We start from the raw sequence: 19,257 nt of genomic DNA, 5'->3' as shown, positions 1-19,257 counted from the left end.
AACGAGAATTATACGTTAAACAAGAAGTTCATCACATCGCCATCTTGAACGATATATTCTTTACCTTCTGCACGCATTTTACCTGCTTCTTTTGCACCTTGCTCGCCGCCATAAGTGATAAAATCGTTATAAGCGATAGTTTGAGCGCGGATAAAGCCTTTCTCAAAGTCAGTATGGATTTTACCTGCAGCTTGTGGTGCTGTTGCACCTACAGGTATTGTCCATGCGCGAACTTCTTTAACGCCCGCAGTAAAGTAAGTTTGTAGGTTCAGTAATGCGTAACCTGCACGGATAACACGGTTTAAACCAGGCTCTTCGATGCCTAAATCTTGCATAAACTCTTCACGCTCAGCATCTTCTAATTCAGCAATGTCTGCTTCAATCGCGGCACAAACAGGAACAACCACAGAGCCTTCTGCTTCGGCAATTTTGCGAACCGTTTCAAGGTAAGGGTTATTTTCAAAACCATCTTCATTAACATTTGCAATATACATTGTTGGTTTTAACGTTAAGAAGCTTAAATAACGAATAGTCGCTTTTTCTTCTTCCGTTAAATCTAAAGCACGTAACATACCTGCGTTTTCTAAATGCGGTAAGCATTTTTCTAACACTTCCATTTCTGCTTTAGCAATTTTGTCGCCACCTTTTGCTTTTTTCTGATTACGGTGCATTGCACGTTCACAGGTATCTAAGTCAGAAAGAGCTAATTCAGTATTGATAGTTTCGATATCTTCAGCAGGATCAACTTTACCTGCAACGTGAATGATATTGTCATTTTCAAAACAACGAACCACATGGCCAATCGCTTCAGTTTCACGAATATTTGTTAGGAATTGGTTACCTAAACCTTCACCTTTAGATGCGCCTTTGACTAAACCCGCAATATCAACAAATTCCATTGTTGTTGGTAAAATACGCTGTGGTTTAACAATCTCAGCCAATTTATCTAAGCGAGGATCAGGCATTGGAACAACACCTGTGTTTGGCTCGATAGTACAGAATGGGAAGTTGGCTGCCTCAATACCTGCCTTAGTTAAGGCATTAAATAGTGTAGATTTCCCTACGTTAGGCAGACCGACGATACCACATTTAAATCCCATAAACGTTCACCTTGTCACATAAAAACAACAGGAGGGAGTATTCCTGTTGTGTGCTGTTAAAAAAAATTTGGCGCTATTATAGAGCAAATCCCTGTTTGATTAAATCATCAGGGAGTCATCGCACAAAAGAAGAGGGTATTTTACCCTCTGAATATTGAAATTGTTTAATCTATCAATGTAATGATTATGCTTTAAAGCTATGTAAGCGGTTTATTGCTTTCTCATAACCATCACGCATTAAAATATCTGTACACGAAAGTGCTTCATCAATAGCATCATCAATTAATTTTTGTTCACTCATTGGCGGTTTGCCTAATACAAAGCCAACCACTTTATTTTTATCACCCGGGTGACCAATGCCAATGCGTAAACGATAGAAATTTGGATTATTGCTAAACTTACTTTGAATATCTTTTAATCCGTTATGACCGCCATTGCCACCACCTAACTTCATTTTGACAACGCCAGGTGGTAAATCGAGTTCATCATGAGCAACTAAAATTTCATCAAGTTCTATGCGATAGAAATTTGCCATTGCTTGTACCGCTTTACCACTTAAGTTCATAAAAGTAGTAGGCACTAATAAACGAACATCATTACCGTTTAAATTAATACGTGCGGTGTAACCAAAGAATTTGCTCTCTTCTTTTAGAGATTGCTGATGACGTTGAGCCAATAAATCTACATACCAAGCACCCGCATTATGGCGAGTCTGGGCATAATCTGCACCGGGGTTTGCTAACCCGACGATAAGTTTAATTTTACTCACAATAGCCTTTCACTGTTATCGTCTTAAAAGAAAGGTCATAGTTTACCTGTCTAAGCTCCGAAGCACAAAATAGATTACATAGAATGTTTTTTTACAATGATAAGCAGAGGAAATATCATCTTTTTGATTTAACAAAAAGAGCGAAAATGACAAAACTGGTACTATTTTCTTCTTTTGAAAGAAAAAAACACATTTTTTGTTAAGAATTGTCAATAAATTTCGGAGCGATGTGATCCCTTCGACAATAACTTCTTAGTATTTATGTCTATAATAACTGCAAAGAACAAAAGGTTATTCGATGTATTTTTTTGTTGAATCGTCTGACGACGCGCTTGGAGGTGCAACATGAAATATAAACATGCGTTTGCAGTTGGTAATTTATGTATGGCTACGGGGATGATTGTAATGCTCGGTAGTCTTGGTTATACGCTTCTTACTCATATTTTCCCATTAGGGTTGCCTGAATTCTTATCAGATATCTCTTTAATGGGGATCTTTATCGGTGCTTTGGTCTGGTTAGCCGGCGCCCGTATTGGTGGTAGAGAAACAATAGCAGAAAGATATTGGTGGTTACGTAACCATGATGAACGTTATCGTCGTCATGACAATCACCGTTATCCATAATGTTATTATCACAAATAAATATCAGAATAGATAAAAACAACAATAAAATTAAAAACTGATATTCAGTGAATAATAGTTGTCATTATGCGTTGTAATACACACCTATAGACCCGTTTAATGATAACGGGTTTTTTTGTTGCCTAAATTTTTAATCTAGAATAAACAACAAAAAACCCGCTATAACATAGGCTATAGCGGGTTTAGTTATCTCAAATTGCAATGAATGTTATAACAACTTAATGTTCAAACATCGCAGAGATTGACTCTTCATTGCTAATGCGACGAATTGCTTCAGCCAACATGCCTGAAAGGGTCAATGAGCGGACTTTATTTAATGCTTTGATTTCTGCTGATAACGGAATTGTATCGCAGACAACCACTTCATCAATAACAGAGCTTTTGATGTTCTCAACAGCATTACCAGAGAAGATTGGGTGAGTCGCGTAAGCAAATACACGTTTAGCACCACGTTCTTTCAGCGCTTCAGCTGCTTTACACAATGTACCGCCTGTGTCGATCATATCGTCAACAAGGATACAGTCGCGGTTAGCAACATCACCAATAATATGCATAACTTGAGAAACGTTAGCACGAGGGCGACGTTTATCAATGATAGCCATATCAGTGTCATTCAGAAGTTTAGCGATAGCACGAGCGCGAACAACACCGCCAATATCTGGAGAAACAACAATAGGGTTGTCCAAATCTTTTTGAAGCATATCTTCTAAAAGAATCGGGCTGCCGAAGACATTGTCAACCGGTACATCAAAGAACCCTTGGATTTGTTCTGCGTGTAAGTCACAGGTTAAAACACGGTCTACGCCTACACTAGATAAGAAATCCGCAACAACTTTTGCCGTAATAGGAACACGGGCTGAACGAACACGGCGATCCTGACGGGCATAACCGAAGTAAGGAATAACAGCAGTGATACGACCAGCGGAAGCTCGACGTAATGCGTCAACCATGACCACTAATTCCATTAAATTATCATTAGTAGGTGCGCAGGTTGATTGAATGATAAATACATCACCACCACGTACGTTTTCGTTGATTTGCACACTGACTTCACCGTCGCTAAAACGACCTACAGCCGCGTCTCCTAGGCTAGTGTAGAGTCGGTTGGCAACACGTTGAGCCAGTTCCGGGGTTGCGTTACCAGCAAAAAGCTTCATATCGGGCACGAGAAAAACCTCAGGCTTGCGTCCAGAGAGAGATATTGTTGACCTGTAAAGAACGTGTTTATGAACATAGGGTTTGTAAACATCATCTTACGGGTGCAATAACACAGGTATCCTTGAGCGGAATAAATGCAGAGGAGAAATGTTGACGCCTTGCGCTACAAATCCATGCACCCACTCAGGGGCGTTAATTAACACTTCACTAGCGGCAACTTGTGAGTCGAACTCGCCGAACACACAGGCACCTGTCCCAGTTAAGCGTGACGGTGCATATTCTAACAGCCACGAAAGCAGATATTCAACCTCACGAAAACGTTTTCTTGCGATCATTTCACAGTCATTCTCGAACGGAGCCTTTAATAATGCGCCAAGAGAGCGAATAGGAGAATTACGTTTTAATTCTGGATCTGTGAAGATTGTCGGTGTTGGGATGGAAATTCCGGGATGTGCGACCAAATACCATTGCTCTTTTGGCTCTGCGGGGGTCAAAATTTCACCAACGCCTTCAGCGAACGCCGCATGACCTTTTACAAAAACAGGGACGTCTGCACCTAAACTAACGCCTAATTCAGCTAACGTTTCATCACTTAAACCGGCTTGCCAATGGTAATTAAGTGCAATTAAGGTAGTTGCTGCGTTAGAGGAGCCTCCACCTAAACCACCCCCCATTGGCAGTTTTTTATCAACACTAATATCTGCACCGTGATACTGCAAAGCAATATTATGCTGCTGACAATAATCACGCAGTAATTTAGCGGCTTTAATAATTAAATTATCTTTATCTTCTACGCCTTCAATCGGTGTCAAGATAGTTAACTGGGTATCATTACGAGGAGTGATGGTTAACGTATCGCCATAATCTAAAAACTGAAATAACGTTTGCAGATTATGATAACCATCAGGGCGTTTCCCCGTGATGTAAAGAAAAAGGTTTAATTTGGCAGGAGAAGGCCAACTTAGTGTCATTGCTGTATATCCCAGTTATCCATTTTTAATTTGATAATGCGTTCACCTTGTTTTAATTCAAGGCGTTGTGGCAGGTTGGGGGTGATACTTGAATCATAAGCTTGGTAAGTGACAACCCAATCACCTTCAGGTGCGGGCAATGTGACGGATTTTAATAAGTGGTTGGCATCTAGCTCGAAGTCAGTTGCATCTCCAGGTAAACCCACAAGCCAAGCACGTAGATTTTTCAATGGAATAACCATTCCTGTGAGTTGATAAATCATCTCCGTCGGATTATCGCTATAATATTTTTTGCCTTTATTATCGGTGACTTCAATTACACCCGGCATCACATTCAAATCGAGTTCTGTTGTGCCTAAAGGATTGGTTAACAATAAGCGATAACGTTCATCTGCTTTGTCTTGCCAATAGAAACGGGCATAGGTTTTATTGGTATCTTCAATATAGGCAAAAGCGCCTCGTGTTTCGTATTGTGAAATATTTTTTAATGCTTGTTGGCGAGCTTGCCATTGCACATCGTTATCAGATGCCGATCCTTGTGTCTTTATCTGATTTAGATTACAGGCACTCAGCAACAACGCCGTTAGCGGGATAAGGCGCAGGAGTTGTTTGGTTGAAAAAAAGCGTGAACGCATAGCTGAGACATTCCTTTAATTCGTTATTAGTTAAAAAAAAGAGTATCATAAACCTTATGATATAACGATATTTCGTTAAATTGTGTATAGAAATCTCCTATCACTCAAGTAAGCTCTTTTATTGAATCTGTTCATCAAGTAGAATGGCGGAAATGAAGAGTCCATACTAAATGCGCTGTTTTAGGTTTATACTAAGTCAAGTCGCGAGGCGGTATTTATTCATAACTCGATATAGTTGATATGACGTTATTAGCATTAGGTATTAATCATAAAACAGCCCCCGTTGCTTTACGCGAGAAAGTTTCTTTTTCTCCCGATACCATGGGTGATGCCTTAAATAACCTCTTACAGCAACCCGCTGTCAGAGGCGGTGTTGTGCTGTCTACTTGTAACCGTACTGAGCTTTATCTGAGTATGGAAGACAAAGAAAATAGCCATGAACAGCTTATTCGCTGGTTATGTCAATATCACCAAATAGAGCCAAATGAACTGAAAAGCAGTGTTTATTGGCATCAAGATAATCAAGCTGTCAGCCATTTAATGCGAGTGGCAAGTGGCTTAGATTCTCTAGTATTAGGTGAACCTCAAATATTAGGGCAAGTTAAAAAAGCCTTTGCCGATTCTCAAAGCTATCACTCACTCTCTTCAGAGCTGGAACGTTTGTTTCAGAAATCTTTTTCAGTTGCGAAAAGAGTGAGAACAGAGACACAAATTGGTGCCAATGCGGTTTCTGTCGCTTTTGCAGCTTGTACGCTCGCGCGTCAAATCTTTGAGTCGTTATCTTCTTTGACGATTTTGTTAGTGGGCGCAGGCGAGACAATAGAGTTAGTCGCTCGTCATTTGCGTGAACATCAAGTCAAAAAAATCATTATTGCTAATCGAACAAAAGAGCGCGCTCAACGTTTAGCGAATGAAGTTGATGCCGAAGTGATTACATTATCAGAGATTGATGAATGTCTTGCACAAGCTGATATTGTCATTAGTTCTACGGCAAGCCCTTTGCCTATTATTGGTAAAGGAATGGTTGAAAGGGCGCTTAAAAAACGGCGTAATCAGCCAATGTTGCTGGTGGACATTGCAGTTCCTCGTGATATTGAACAAGATGTTGAAAAGCTAAATAACGTTTATCTGTATAGCGTTGATGATTTAGAAGCAATTATTCAACATAACCGTGAACAACGCCAAGCGGCTGCAATTCAAGCAGAGCATATTGTTCAGCAAGAAAGTGGGCAGTTTATGGATTGGCTACGGGCGCAAGGTGCTGTAGGTGCAATTCGAGAATATCGAGACAGCGCCGAAATGTTACGTGCAGAAATGACAGAAAAGGCCATCACATTGATACAAAACGGAGCGGATGCAGAAAAAGTTATCCACCAGCTCTCTCATCAATTGATGAATCGCCTTATTCACACACCAACAAAATCTCTTCAACAGGCTGCCAGTGATGGTGATATTGAACGCCTGAATCTATTACGTGAAAGTTTGGGTATTACCCATAATTAACTTTGTCTAACAGGATCTTAATCTACGAATGAAGCCTTCTATTGTCGCTAAGTTGGAAGCTCTACAAGAGCGTTATGAAGAAATTCAGGCACTTCTGTCAGAAGCCGATGTTATTGCCTCTCAGGAGCGTTTTCGTGCGCTTTCAAAAGAATACTCTCAATTAACTGACGTCACGGCTTGTTTTAGCCAATGGCGAAAAGTGCAAGACGACATCGAAGCAGCAGAAATGATGCTTGATGATCCTGAAATGAAAGAGATGGCACAAGAAGAGCTGAAAGAAGCGCAAGCATTAAATGATGATTTAGAACAACAGTTACAAGTACTGTTGTTACCTAAAGATCCTGATGATGAATTTAACTGTTTCCTTGAAATTCGTGCGGGAACAGGGGGAGATGAAGCAGCATTATTTGCTGGTGATTTATTCCGTATGTATAGCCGTTATGCCGAATCACGTCGCTGGCGAATTGAAGTCATGAATGCTAACGAAGGTGAGCATGGTGGCTATAAAGAAGTTATTGCAAAAGTCGTTGGTGATGGCGCTTATGGTGTATTGAAATTTGAATCAGGCGGCCACCGCGTTCAACGTGTTCCAGAAACGGAATCTCAAGGTCGTATTCATACCTCTGCTTGTACGGTTGCGGTATTAGCTGAAGTGCCTGAAGCTGAATTACCTGAAATCAGCCCAAGTGATTTACGTATAGATACATTCCGTTCTTCAGGGGCGGGTGGTCAGCACGTTAATACCACTGATTCTGCTATTCGTATTACGCATATTCCAACAGGAATTGTGGTGGAATGTCAGGATGAACGTTCACAGCACAAAAATAAAGCCAAAGCGATGTCAGTATTAGGCGCACGTATTCGTGCAGCTGAAATGCAAAAACGCCAAGAGGCAGAAGCTTCTGAGCGTCGTAACTTATTGGGTTCTGGTGACCGTTCTGACCGAATTAGAACGTATAATTTCCCGCAAGGCCGTGTAACAGATCACCGTATCAATCTCACATTTTATCGCTTAGATGAAGTGATGGAAGGAAAATTAGATCCATTAATTCAGCCTATTGTGACCGAATATCAAGCCGATCAGCTTTCTGCACTTTCTGAGTTGAATTAATGAATTATGAACAATGGCTGCGTGAAGCAGCCTTGCAATTAATTGAAAGTGACAGCCCTAAACGCGATGCTGAGATCTTACTTGGGTACGTAACACAACGTACTCGCACTTATTTAATTGCCTTTAATGAAACGGTACTTTCATCAGACGAGTTAGCTCAATTGTCGCAATTGCTTACTCGACGTATTAAAGGTGAACCCATTGCTTATTTAGTCGGTGAAAGAGAATTTTGGTCACTGCCTTTAAAAGTTTCACCTGCAACATTAATTCCTCGTCCAGATACAGAATGCCTTGTTGAAAAAGCATTAGAAAAACTGCCATCAGAGCCAACCCGTATTCTTGATTTAGGAACAGGAACAGGCGCGATTGCGTTAGCAATGGCATCAGAGCGCCCAGATTGCCATATTATTGGTGTGGACTTTCAAGCTGAAGCAGTGGCATTAGCGCAAGAGAATGCGACCAACTTAGCATTAAACAACACAGAATTTATGGAAAGTTGTTGGTTTAGTTCACTCTCTGGGTATCAATTTGGTATGATAATCAGTAATCCTCCCTACATTGATGAGAATGATGAACATATTCATCAAGGGGATGTTCGTTTTGAACCTTTAACTGCATTAGTTGCTGGTAAAAATGGTTTTGCTGATATCGAAATTATCATTGAAACTGCTAGACAGTTTTTAACTGATAATGGATGGGTATTACTGGAACACGGCTGGCAACAAGGTGAAGGTGTACGCAATATTTTTATTGATAAGGGTTACTGCTGTGTGGAAACTTTCCGTGATTATGGCGGTAATGAGCGAGTGACAGTAGGTCGTTGGAATTATGATAGAAACCATAGCTGATTACGAATTTAATAAAGCCCCTTTAGTTAAGGGCATGATCCTTATCTCTCAGGCTATTCGACCTGATTTTCCAACCACTTCTGTTGGTTATCAACTGGCGCAGTTAGTTGAACAAGCAGAAGCCGAAATTCCTCAACAAGGAAATACCAAAGAGCAGATAGAAGCACTGCTAAAACTGTTTTATCAGCAGTGGCACTTTAGTGGTGCCAGTGGTAAATATTGTCTTTCTGATACTTTATGGTTAGATAAAGTATTAGCAACTCATGTAGGCTCTCCTGTTTCACTGGGTTCGATTCTTATTTATATCGCGCAAGCGTTAAATTTGCCGTTAGTGCCGGTTATTTTTCCTACACAGCTTATTATCAGAATAGATATTCCTAATGAACAACCGCTATTTTTAAATCCAATAAATGGTGAATATCTATCGCAACATACCTTAGAAGTTTGGTTAAAAGGGAATGTAGGCAGCTCTTCTGTATTATTAGAGGCAGATTTAGAAGAATCAGAATACAGTTCTATTATTCGTAAACTTTTGGATACATTGAAAGTTTCTTTAATGGAAGAAAAGAATATGGAGCAAGCATTAAAAGCCAGTGAAACGGTATTAATGTTTGATCCTGAAGATCCTTACGAAATACGTGATCGCGGACTTATTTTTGCTCAGTTAGAGTGCAACCATGTGGCAATTTCTGACTTAAACTATTTTGTTGAGCAATGCCCTGAAGATCCGATTTCAGAGATGATCAAAATCCAAATTCATTCGATAGAACAAAATCCTATCGTTCTCCATTAAAGATTTAAGAAACGTACTTCGTTAATACAGTACATTACAAATAGTATAGGGATAAACATGCAACATAAAGTGGTGAATATTGGTGATATCAAGGTAGCAAACGACCTACCATTTGTGCTTTTTGGTGGCATGAATGTATTAGAATCGCGTGATTTAGCCATGCGCATTTGTGAGCATTACGTCACTGTAACTCAAAAATTAAATATTCCTTATGTATTTAAAGCGTCTTTTGATAAAGCAAACCGTTCTTCAATCCACTCTTACCGTGGTCCGGGCTTAGAAGAAGGAATGAAAATTTTCCAAGAGTTAAAAGAAACTTTTGGCGTTAAAATTATTACTGACGTTCATGAAGCAGCGCAAGCTCAACCTGTATCAGAAGTTGTCGATGTTATCCAACTACCTGCATTTTTAGCGCGTCAAACTGACCTTGTTGAAGCGATGGCAAAAACAGGTGCCGTGATCAACGTAAAAAAACCACAGTTTGTAAGCCCTGGTCAAATGGGAAATATCGTCGATAAATTTAAAGAAGGCGGTAATGACCAAGTTATTCTATGTGATCGCGGCAGTAACTTTGGTTACGATAACTTAGTTGTTGATATGTTAGGCTTCCATGTCATGATGCAAGCTTCTCAAGGTGCGCCAGTTATTTTTGACGTAACACATTCACTGCAATGTCGTGATCCGTTTGGCGCTGCATCAGGTGGACGTCGCGCACAAGTTGCAGAATTAGCTCGTGCAGGTATGGCGGTTGGTCTTGCAGGGCTATTCCTTGAAGCTCATCCAGATCCAGATAATGCGCGTTGTGATGGTCCTTCTGCATTACCACTGGCAAAATTAGAGCCTTTCTTAGCGCAAATTAAAGCAATTGATGATGTGGTAAAAAGTTTCCCAGAGCTAGATACCAGCAAATAACATGCACTATGCAACTTCATACGGTTGTTAATATGTTCGGCGCTGATCTTCAGCGCCGTTATCACGAAAAAATTCATAAAATCACCCTTCATGGCGGTTTCAACTGTCCTAATCGAGATGGCACATTAGGGCGGGGTGGCTGTACTTTTTGTAATGTCTCTTCTTTTGCTGATGAGCAAACGCAATACCACTCAATTGAAGAACAAATTGCATTACAAGCTAAAAATATTAACCGCGCACACCGTTATCTTGCTTATTTTCAAGCCTATACCAGTACTTATGCCGAAGTAGAATACTTACGTACTTTATATGAAACCGCATTATTACAAGCGGATATGGTTGGGTTATGTGTGGGAACTCGACCAGATTGTGTTCCTGTCAGCGTATTAGATTTATTGCAAGGTTATCGTGATAAAGGCTATGAAGTATGGCTAGAACTCGGTTTACAAACCGCTCACGATAAAACATTAAAACAGATTAACCGCGGGCATGATTTTCAGTGCTATCAAGCAACCGCGCGTGAAGCTCGCCGTCGTGGCTTAAAAGTATGTACGCATCTTATTGTTGGGCTACCACGAGAAGATCATCTCCTTAATATGCAAACATTAGAGCGTGTGGTTGAGACAGGCACTGATGGGCTTAAGTTACATCCATTACATATTGTTGAGGGAAGTACGATAGCAAAGGCATGGAAAGCAGGGCGTATTAATGCATTGACGCAAGAACAGTATGTTTATATTGCGGGTGAAATGATCCGCTATACTCCCCCTGAAATTATTTATCACCGTGTGTGCGCCAGTGCCAGAAAACCTACTTTATTAGCCCCAGAATGGTGTGAAAATCATTGGCTGGGTATGAATGCACTTTATCAAGATTTATTAAAAAAGGGCGTGCAAGGAAGTGGAATTGGTAAATTATTTATTCAAAACGCTAACTAGTCTTTATTAAAAATAATAAAATTTTATGCATTCTAACTGTAAATGCGTTTTCAAAATCTATTGAAAATGCCGCTTTTTCTTGCTTAATATAAAATACCTTGTAACTTTTTTAATCATATTGTACGCTTTCAATGTGTACAAAGGAGGCTATTATGGCTCAAACACTTGTAGAAAACAGTGAGAGAGTATCAATTCGTATTACTACAGAAGATAAATCACTGCTTGTTCGTGCGGCTAGTTTGGAAAATACAAACCTAACAGAGTTCGTCCTTCGTAATATCGTACCTGTCGCTCGGCAAATCATTGAAAATAATGAGCGTTTAAAATTATCGGAAAAAGACACATTGCGTGTTATGGAACTTTTAGATAATCCGCCAAAGCCTAATGCTAAGTTACTTGCTGCGGCTTTTGCTTTACCGGACAAAGTATGACAATACCGAATTGGCATGAAGAAGCGATAAGTAAAAAGCATGATAGAAATACATTTAATTGTGGCGATGCAGTGCTTAATCAATTCCTGTATCGTCACGCAAGACAAAATCATGAAAATGGGAGTGCTAAAACCTATTTAGCGATTAATACAAATAACAATATTATTATAGGCTATTACAGCTTATGTCCCGCCTCAATTGAATTCGAACGGACTCCTGAAGTGATCGCACGAGGCTTAGCACGTCATGATATCCCTGTGTTTAGGCTTGCCCGTTTAGCAACTGACTTATCCGTTCAAGGAAAAGGGCTTGGAGGACAATTATTGCTTGCAGCAGGAAAACGCTGTCTTGCTGTTGCGAGTGAATTAGGCGGTGTTGCATTGCTTATAGATGCTAAAAATGAAAGAGTCGCTAATTGGTATATTAGCTATGGAGCTGTGCCATTATTAGACTCACCTCTCTCTTTATTAATTTCCTTCAAGACAATTTATACTGCACTGAGAATGGCAAACAAAATATGAATGATTAACATAGCCCTTAATTAAATAATTTAAATTAAGGGCTATATAGCTTTATATTATTTTAGAATTGAACAACTACTGAATTAATTCCAAATCATCTAGTGCTTTTTGTAATGAAGGATAGAAACTCAGTGTACCTTCAATTGGCGTGACTCTCGCTCTAGCTAACGTCTTTAATGGCTGGAAAGGAATGTCACACACAATCACATGGGTATCATGTTTTACATCAGTAACGAAATGCTGGAACGCATGTAATCCACCTGCATCCAATACAGGAACGGCATCCCATTGCATAATAACGGTTTTATAACCTTTACTACGTTCACGTAACTCATTAAAGATACGTTCAGCAGCGGCAAAGAATAATGGACCATTAACACGCACAACTAATAACTGTTTATCATCATCAGTATAAGGAGATTCTGTTATTTTGGTCATATTGGCAATACGACGCATAAATAACAATGATGCCAACACAATACCGATAGTAATTGCAATTACCATATCAAAGAGAACGGTGAGAGATAAGCATAATACTAAGACAATAATATCGTCTTTAGGGGCATGTCGGATCAGATCAATAACTTTACGTGCTTCACTCATATTCCATGCAACAATTAACAGCAATGCTGACATTGCAGCTAAAGGTAAATAAGAAAGAAAAGGCGCTAATACAAGTAAAGTTAGCAACACCAACAACGAGTGAACAATAGCAGAAACGGGTGATGTTGCCCCTGCACGCACGTTAGCGGCTGAACGAGCAATAGCCGCAGTTGCCGTAATACCACCAAAGAAAGGTGCAACGATATTACCAACCCCTTGTCCCACTAATTCACCATTAGAGTGATGTTTTTTGCCTGTCATACCATCAAGTACAACCGCACATAATAACGATTCAATTGCACCTAACATTGCCATTGAAAAGGCGGCGGGTAATAAAGCAGAAACGGTACTCCAATTTAACTCAAGTGATGTACCAGAGCTTGGTAAATTCCAAGGTAAAACAAACTGAGGCAAAATAGGTGGAATACCTTGCCCTGTTGTTCCATTAGGCAGCATATAGCTAAATTGCGAGCCAATTGTTGCAACGTCATGACCGAACATATTCACAATACCCATTACTGCAGTACCTGCGATTAGAGCGGGTAAGTGTCCGGGTAAACGTAAATTCAGCTTAGGCCAATAAATTAAAACAAACAGCGTTGTCAGACCAATAAGTGTATCACCAATATGAATAGTCGGTAATGCAGAGCCGAGGGCGATAACTTTATCGATATAGGTTTCTGGCACATGTGCTAATTCAAGACCAAAAAAATCTTTTACTTGCATCGTGGCGATTGTAATCGCAATCCCTGAAGTAAACCCAAGTGTTACAGAAACAGGAATATACTCAATAAGCTTACCGAAGCGAGCTAATCCCATAACCACTAAGATCACGCCAGACATCAGTGTAGCAATCAATAAGCCACTCAAACCAAATTGTTGTGATACAGGATACAAGATCACAACAAACGCGGCAGTAGGACCTGAAACGCTGTATCGAGAGCCACCAGAAACAGCAATAACTATACCGGCAATCGCTGCGGTATAAAGACCGTATTGCGGGGGAACACCGCTACCAATTGCCAATGCCATGGCTAAAGGTATCGCGATAATCCCGACGGTGATCCCTGCAATAATATCTTTTAATAAACGCGCAAAAGAGTAAGGCTCTTTTACACATGCATCAATAAATGCACTAAAGGGACGAACCCGGTTAACTTTATGAGTTTTCATTTAGGATCAAACCAAAATAAGAAGTCAGATGCCGAATAACGGCGATAAGGAAAAGAGAGGATATCGCTTTTATTCGCTGATAATAATGTGATACATCAAATTATTAATGCATATCTTAAAGCTTAGCAAAAATAAAATCAATTAAACTAATAAGTTAACCTAAATAGATAATGTAATGTATCTTGTTGTATTTATTCTGTTGCTTGCTTGAAAATAAAGTTTAAATTTATTTTAAAATTATAAAAAGCGTTTTATTTTAGAATAAATGTCGTTTATAGATAGGATAATAAAAAGCTTTTTACATCATAAAAATCGGATAGACATAAATAACAACTACATAAGTTGTTTTAACTCATTAAAATTAATTATCAGAGATTATTAAATGATAGGAAATTATTAAATAAAACGATTAAGCAAAAAATAAAATAAAAAATGTATTGTATACTAACAACACTGCCACCAAAAAATGAAGAAAGTGGATATAAACAACTTAGTGAAGAGAGACAAAAAAATAGAGCCTAACTAAAAAGCTAGGCTCTATCTTAGAATATGGCGGTGAGAGAGGGATTCGAACCCTCGATACGTTGCCGTATACACACTTTCCAGGCGTGCTCCTTCAGCCTCTCGGACATCTCACCATATTGTTGTTGGATATGTACTTAACATCTCTCAACGGGGCGCTACTATATGGAAAAGGAGCATAAGCGTCAACAGCTAAATGCATTTTTCCTTTAACTTTTGTATCAAGCAGTCAAATAAAAAACAATATGCACAAATGCTAGACAAATTATGCAGTAAACCAATACGTATATAGATTGGCGTATTGAAAAAAGAATGTAGATTTTCGTTAACTGGTTAACATTCTCAACATTTTTATTAACAACTTATTCAAAGAGACTTGAAATCAGAACGTAACCCTCGCACCCTATGATAAAAATGCTGGAGGAAGGCAAAATGAATATTATTTATTATCATCCTTTTTTTGACGCAGAAACATGGATAAACGGTATGAAGGCGCGTTTGCCTGATGCCAATATACGTATTTGGGAACCTGGTGATAACGCACCTGCAGATTATGCCATGGTTTGGCTTCCTCCTTATGAAATGCTTGCAAGTCGCAATCACCTTAAAGGTATTTTTGCGTTAGGGGCGGGTGTTGATGCTATTTTAAAACAAGAACAACAAAAACCCGGCACATTGCCAACAGGTGTTCCGGTTATGCGTTTGGAAGACACCGGAATGGGGCTTCAAATGCAAGAATATGCGATTGCTAAAGTGATGTATTACTTTCGTCGCATGGATGATTATAAACGCCAACAATCACAACGTTTATGGAAACAACTTCCAGCGCACTCTTATGATAACTTTGTGATTGGTGTTTTAGGTGCCGGTGCATTAGGTGGAAGTGTTGCGACTAAACTTGCTGAACTTGGCTTTAACGTTCGTTGCTGGAGTCGCAGTAAAAAACAAATTAAAAATGTTGAAAGTTTTTATGGTAAAGAGCAACTCAGTGATTTTCTAAACGAGTGTAATTTACTGATTAACTTATTGCCTTATACGCCAGAAACGCATGGTATTTTAAATTTCTCACTCTTTGAGCAACTTAAACCTTCTTCTTATTTAATAAATTTGGCGCGAGGTGCGCATTTAGTCGATCAAGATTTATTGGAAGCTATAGATCAAGGCTATATTGCTGATGCAACACTTGATGTTTTTGCGCAAGAGCCTTTAGCGGGAATGCATCCATTTTGGACGCACCCTCGTGTTTCTATTACGCCACATATTGCTGCTTTTACCATTCCGAATATTGCCATGGATACGATTGTTGAAAATATTCAGCGAATTGAAAAAGGAGAAGCACCTTTGGGTGTGGTTGATATGAAGAGTGGTTACTAAGTCTATTTTATTAATATTTTAATTTTAGATAATAGGCGGCAAACTTTAGTTTTCTGCCTATTTTTTTGTCTGAACTTTCAAAAAAGGTACTTTTTTTAATTTTTATATATTGTCATAAAAATCTGGTTGTAAAAAGATATCGTTTGCAGATTATCTTATTGATTATTGCTTCATAATTTGAAAAAAATGAGGTATATATGACTAATAAAATAGAGATGATTCCTAGTAAACTAATATCTATAGGTACCTTTGATGGGAAAAAAGAAAAATATCCAGTAGAAGGTCTGGCTAATAGCAATAACATTTATCATAAAAATAATGATAAACAGAAAGAAGAAAAAAAATTTAGTCTAAATAATGCAAATAACTATGTATACTTAGGATCAACAAATACACCTTTACTTAATAATATGGGGATCACACTTTCCGATGATGGCTCCTTGACCTTAATTAAAGGTAAAACATATGACTTATTTACGGGCTTATATCAAAAACACTTTAAAGGAGGATTTAAATATAACCTTTTTAATATAGAGTCTCAAAATGGTAATAATATGAAGTTTAAAGAACTTTATGTTGATCATAATGGTTTTTTGATTGGAAATAAATATAACGATACAGATAATAGTAGTGATCTCTACAAGATTAAATTTAACAAAGTAGAAGAAGAATATCGTTTAAATGATGTCTCATCAAATACTATTGATAGTAATTTTATTGTTGAATATGAAAAATATATAGTTGATGATAATCGAAAGCAAGATTTATCAAATATTAATAATGTTGTGGAATTAAAAGAAAATAATATAATTAAAATTAATCGTAAAGAATTAGGTTTAACCATTAAGCTTAAAGATAATGCGCTTTATGCTCAAGGATTACCTAATAAAATTGCTTCTGAAGATCAAGTTGATGGTTCTAAAATAGAAATGGAAGAGTATAAAATAAAAATTCCATTAAAAAATACAGATAAAATATTAGCAATTAAACCAATATTAAATCAAGTACAACTCGTTGTAGATAAAGGGAATAAAATAAAAATATATTATCTTGACCCTTTGAATATTTTTGCGATTAAAGATTATCAATATGAAGTTACTCGTTTAAAGCAAGAACCACCTTTATCTTTTTACTCAATGATAGGTGAAAATAATTATAAAAATTACCATTCAGGACAACCATTTTCTACTCAAACAGTTGGCAATTTTAGTAGCCGAAATATCCCTTTTTTCTCTTCTTTTATTGATAATGCCCGATTAAATATTAATAAGGCTAAAGAGCAACATGCATTAAAAGAACATAAGGCAATGATGAAAAATATTGCAAAAGCTATTGATCCTGGATTTAGAGGATTATTTTGTAATATAAAGCAGCTTATTAACTCTTCGACTTCTGCATATAACAGCAAGCCGATGGCATTATATGGTATTAAAGAAAATATAAGAAAAAGCTATGATGTGCTAAATCGTGTTATTAAAGGTGTAAAAAATGGTATAACACAAGGTGAGGTGATTCATTCATTAGTTAAGTCGTTAAAAGATAAGGAAAGTATTACCATTAATCACCATAATGATGTTCGAGCCTTCTTTGGTATTAATGCTTTTCAACTGCCAAATAATATAGGGATTAACGCCTTTCTATTAGCTTCTTATGTAAAATCGCACTCTATCACATTATCAAAAAGTGAAGATAATAAGATTACTTTTTCTTTTATTAATAATAATAAGAATCTTTTGGTTGCGGGTTTATCAGCAGGAATTAGTGGATATGAAAAAAGATGGGGTTTAGAAGATGTTGACTATGGTTTTGTTACTCCTATCATGGCAAGTGTTTTATTAGGTGTTACTTACGCTAAAAAATCTAATTTCTCATTTAGCCTTGATATTAATGAGATCCCAAATTTTATTAATCAAGGATTAAATCAAAATGAAAATAAATTAATCAATAATTCTACCCTTGAAATTGAACACAAGATAAGTCTCTCGTTAGGAACTGAAGTAAGAAGTGAAGCCAGTTTTGATGTTGATGTAATGATTAATCCCAATATGGAATTAACCGTACCCAGAAATGCTATTGGTATAAACTTTATTTTCAATTTATTAAAACTAGATTTAAATATTAATAAATTTATCGATTATGGTAAAACAGATGAGACAAAAAAAACAAAAATGCTTGATCTAAACTTATTACAACTTGGTATTGAGGCTTATCGTGATTTGAAATTTACGCCTTCTACGAGCAATTCTGATAATGTTATTCAGTGGTATCCATTAACGTCCGTAAAAGATTTTGAATTAATGGTAAAAAAAAGAATAAATAGCTTATTAAGTTTTACACTTTTTAAAAGTGAAAATTTAATAAGCGCAGAAAAATTGGAACAAGATAAAAAAGATATAAAAGGAATTTATAAAAGAGTATTAAAAATAAATAGATTATTAGAAAAATATCCAGAGACATATCATCTTTCTAATAGCATTGATAAATTAGATAACATCTATTTAAATTTATCATCAGATAAAAAGGCAATGAATAAATTAAAAAATAGTATTAATAAAAATTTAATGACTGCTCCATTTCAAAGTAAAGGAGATATTTTTCAGGATCAAATAACAAAAGAAAATAGACAATATAATATTGATCGTTTTTTATCCTCATTAAAGGAAAGAAAAGAGATATTGTCTTCTCAAACAAAAAATAATATGAATGAAAAATTTAAGCCTTATTTTACAGCAAATTATCAGTTAGATAAACAGGGGCGATCACTGCGTTCTAATTTAGAAGCTGAAGTAAATCATTTTCTTAAAGAGAGTGATAGTGCTGAACAGATTGATTTAAATAAAGCTAAAAAAAATCTGGATGATTTATATACTAAATATAAACAGCAGTTTGCTCATGTTGAATATCAAATTACTTCTACAGATCTTATGTCTGTTAGCGAACTTTCGTACAAAAAGAAGACATTACCAACAGGATTTGTGCGATTAGGAAATAAAAAAGCAATTATACATACTCAAGTTAAAGGGAATATTAATTATATTTTTAATGAAGGTGAAGAGAGTGTGGATAAAATATCGACAAGTTATTATTACTAAATAAATCATTCATTTTGCTTACTGTTAATGTGATGCAACTTATAAAATGACCCTTGTGAAAATGAGGCTTTTAAAAGTATCAGTAGTGTTAAATCTTGTTTGATCTTTTATTTTTGATTTTTATAAGATTTATCTCTAATTAATTGATGTTATCGAAAAGA

General features: G+C 37.2%; 17 protein-coding genes and 1 tRNA gene. 11 read left to right on the top strand and 7 right to left on the bottom strand.

All coding sequences use genetic code 11. The features are described from left to right. Positions 1-8: 8 nt before the first annotated feature. Both ychF and pth read right to left on the bottom strand, forming a co-directional pair. Positions 9-1,100 (bottom strand): redox-regulated ATPase YchF, encoded by a 1,092-nt coding sequence (gene ychF, locus BTA34_RS08560; RefSeq protein WP_023582042.1) that lies wholly within the window; start codon positions 1,098-1,100, stop codon positions 9-11. A gap of 184 nt (positions 1,101-1,284) precedes the next feature. Then, entirely contained in the window at positions 1,285-1,869 is a 585-nt protein-coding gene (gene pth / locus BTA34_RS08555; protein WP_072068240.1) for an aminoacyl-tRNA hydrolase, read from the bottom strand. A gap of 345 nt (positions 1,870-2,214) precedes the next feature. On the opposite strand from pth, the gene ychH reads away from it, so the two are divergent. Then, positions 2,215-2,493: a stress-induced protein YchH gene (gene ychH, locus BTA34_RS08550; protein ID WP_088495425.1), complete on the top strand. Its 279-nt coding sequence runs from the start codon at positions 2,215-2,217 to the stop codon at positions 2,491-2,493. 236 nt (positions 2,494-2,729) lie between these two features. Here ychH and prs read toward each other — a convergent pair whose 3' ends face one another. The 3 genes from prs to lolB all read right to left on the bottom strand — a co-directional run bounded on the left by prs (position 2,730) and on the right by lolB (position 5,275). Further along, positions 2,730-3,677: a ribose-phosphate diphosphokinase gene (prs, locus tag BTA34_RS08545; RefSeq protein ID WP_036912921.1), complete on the bottom strand. Its 948-nt coding sequence runs from the start codon at positions 3,675-3,677 to the stop codon at positions 2,730-2,732. Positions 3,678-3,764: 87 nt separating this feature from the next. Then, a complete protein-coding gene (gene ispE / locus BTA34_RS08540; protein WP_151435285.1) occupies positions 3,765-4,640 on the bottom strand; it encodes a 4-(cytidine 5'-diphospho)-2-C-methyl-D-erythritol kinase in 876 nt (291 codons plus the stop codon). Next, positions 4,637-5,275, bottom strand: a complete 639-nt coding sequence (gene lolB, locus BTA34_RS08535; protein ID WP_151435284.1) for a lipoprotein insertase outer membrane protein LolB — start codon at positions 5,273-5,275, stop codon at positions 4,637-4,639. Before lolB ends, ispE begins: the two co-directional genes overlap by 4 nt. A 240-nt stretch (positions 5,276-5,515) precedes the next feature. On the opposite strand from lolB, the gene hemA reads away from it, so the two are divergent. From hemA to BTA34_RS08495, 8 genes are all read left to right on the top strand, one after another. Further along, positions 5,516-6,778: a glutamyl-tRNA reductase gene (gene hemA / locus BTA34_RS08530; RefSeq protein WP_151435283.1), complete on the top strand. Its 1,263-nt coding sequence runs from the start codon at positions 5,516-5,518 to the stop codon at positions 6,776-6,778. A gap of 28 nt (positions 6,779-6,806) precedes the next feature. Further along, complete coding sequence (prfA, locus tag BTA34_RS08525; protein WP_088495429.1) at positions 6,807-7,889, top strand: peptide chain release factor 1; 1,083 nt, start codon at positions 6,807-6,809, stop codon at positions 7,887-7,889. After that, positions 7,889-8,737 carry a peptide chain release factor N(5)-glutamine methyltransferase gene (gene prmC / locus BTA34_RS08520; RefSeq protein ID WP_100160218.1) on the top strand — a complete coding sequence of 283 codons (849 nt, stop codon included), beginning with the start codon at positions 7,889-7,891 and terminating at the stop codon, positions 8,735-8,737. Before prfA ends, prmC begins: the two co-directional genes overlap by 1 nt. After that, on the top strand, positions 8,721-9,530 hold the full coding sequence (gene sirB1 / locus BTA34_RS08515) for an invasion regulator SirB1 (RefSeq protein WP_265576330.1): 810 nt from the start codon (positions 8,721-8,723) through the stop codon (positions 9,528-9,530). The genes prmC and sirB1 overlap by 17 nt, the downstream gene beginning before the upstream one ends. Positions 9,531-9,587: 57 nt before the next feature. Continuing rightward, complete coding sequence (gene kdsA / locus BTA34_RS08510; protein WP_151435281.1) at positions 9,588-10,442, top strand: 3-deoxy-8-phosphooctulonate synthase; 855 nt, start codon at positions 9,588-9,590, stop codon at positions 10,440-10,442. A gap of 8 nt (positions 10,443-10,450) precedes the next feature. Further along, positions 10,451-11,380, top strand: coding sequence for a TIGR01212 family radical SAM protein (locus BTA34_RS08505; RefSeq protein ID WP_151435280.1), 930 nt, complete (start codon positions 10,451-10,453; stop codon positions 11,378-11,380). A 152-nt stretch (positions 11,381-11,532) separates the two neighbouring features. After that, positions 11,533-11,811, top strand: a complete 279-nt coding sequence (locus BTA34_RS08500) for a DUF1778 domain-containing protein (protein WP_099075495.1) — start codon at positions 11,533-11,535, stop codon at positions 11,809-11,811. Beyond that, positions 11,808-12,332 carry a GNAT family N-acetyltransferase gene (locus BTA34_RS08495; RefSeq protein WP_151435279.1) on the top strand — a complete coding sequence of 175 codons (525 nt, stop codon included), beginning with the start codon at positions 11,808-11,810 and terminating at the stop codon, positions 12,330-12,332. Before BTA34_RS08500 ends, BTA34_RS08495 begins: the two co-directional genes overlap by 4 nt. 75 nt (positions 12,333-12,407) lie before the next feature. Here the strand turns inward: BTA34_RS08495 and dauA are convergent, their stop codons facing one another. After that, positions 12,408-14,108 carry a C4-dicarboxylic acid transporter DauA gene (dauA, locus tag BTA34_RS08490; protein WP_151435278.1) on the bottom strand — a complete coding sequence of 567 codons (1,701 nt, stop codon included), beginning with the start codon at positions 14,106-14,108 and terminating at the stop codon, positions 12,408-12,410. Positions 14,109-14,658: 550 nt separating this feature from the next. Next, positions 14,659-14,746, bottom strand: a tRNA-Ser gene (locus BTA34_RS08485). A 316-nt stretch (positions 14,747-15,062) separates the two neighbouring features. Here BTA34_RS08485 and ghrA point away from each other — a divergent pair. Continuing rightward, on the top strand, positions 15,063-16,004 hold the full coding sequence (ghrA, locus tag BTA34_RS08480; protein WP_151435277.1) for a glyoxylate/hydroxypyruvate reductase GhrA: 942 nt from the start codon (positions 15,063-15,065) through the stop codon (positions 16,002-16,004). Between the two features lie 197 nt (positions 16,005-16,201). Continuing rightward, positions 16,202-19,096, top strand: a complete 2,895-nt coding sequence (locus tag BTA34_RS08475) for a hypothetical protein (RefSeq protein WP_151435276.1) — start codon at positions 16,202-16,204, stop codon at positions 19,094-19,096. The last annotated feature ends 161 nt before the right edge of the window (positions 19,097-19,257 follow it).

The sequence above is a fragment of the Proteus sp. CD3 genome, from assembly GCF_008808075.1.
Taxonomy (GTDB): Bacteria; Pseudomonadota; Gammaproteobacteria; order Enterobacterales; family Enterobacteriaceae; genus Proteus; species Proteus appendicitidis.
Note: the sequence above shows the minus strand (reverse complement) of the source record. Positions and strands in the feature narration are given on the sequence as shown.

What these genes read in the sequence shown, in the direction of transcription:
- ychF (WP_023582042.1), bottom strand. Translation starts at nt 1,100, where the DNA reads ATGGGATTTAAATGTGGTATCGTCGGTCTGCCTAACGTAGGGAAATCT.
- ychH (WP_088495425.1), top strand. Translation starts at nt 2,215, where the DNA reads ATGAAATATAAACATGCGTTTGCAGTTGGTAATTTATGTATGGCTACG.
- ispE (WP_151435285.1), bottom strand. Translation starts at nt 4,640, where the DNA reads ATGACACTAAGTTGGCCTTCTCCTGCCAAATTAAACCTTTTTCTTTAC.
- lolB (WP_151435284.1), bottom strand. Translation starts at nt 5,275, where the DNA reads ATGCGTTCACGCTTTTTTTCAACCAAACAACTCCTGCGCCTTATCCCG.
- hemA (WP_151435283.1), top strand. Translation starts at nt 5,516, where the DNA reads ATGACGTTATTAGCATTAGGTATTAATCATAAAACAGCCCCCGTTGCT.
- prfA (WP_088495429.1), top strand. Translation starts at nt 6,807, where the DNA reads ATGAAGCCTTCTATTGTCGCTAAGTTGGAAGCTCTACAAGAGCGTTAT.
- prmC (WP_100160218.1), top strand. Translation starts at nt 7,889, where the DNA reads ATGAATTATGAACAATGGCTGCGTGAAGCAGCCTTGCAATTAATTGAA.
- kdsA (WP_151435281.1), top strand. Translation starts at nt 9,588, where the DNA reads ATGCAACATAAAGTGGTGAATATTGGTGATATCAAGGTAGCAAACGAC.
- BTA34_RS08505 (WP_151435280.1), top strand. Translation starts at nt 10,451, where the DNA reads ATGCAACTTCATACGGTTGTTAATATGTTCGGCGCTGATCTTCAGCGC.
- BTA34_RS08500 (WP_099075495.1), top strand. Translation starts at nt 11,533, where the DNA reads ATGGCTCAAACACTTGTAGAAAACAGTGAGAGAGTATCAATTCGTATT.
- BTA34_RS08495 (WP_151435279.1), top strand. Translation starts at nt 11,808, where the DNA reads ATGACAATACCGAATTGGCATGAAGAAGCGATAAGTAAAAAGCATGAT.
- dauA (WP_151435278.1), bottom strand. Translation starts at nt 14,108, where the DNA reads ATGAAAACTCATAAAGTTAACCGGGTTCGTCCCTTTAGTGCATTTATT.
- ghrA (WP_151435277.1), top strand. Translation starts at nt 15,063, where the DNA reads ATGAATATTATTTATTATCATCCTTTTTTTGACGCAGAAACATGGATA.
- BTA34_RS08475 (WP_151435276.1), top strand. Translation starts at nt 16,202, where the DNA reads ATGACTAATAAAATAGAGATGATTCCTAGTAAACTAATATCTATAGGT.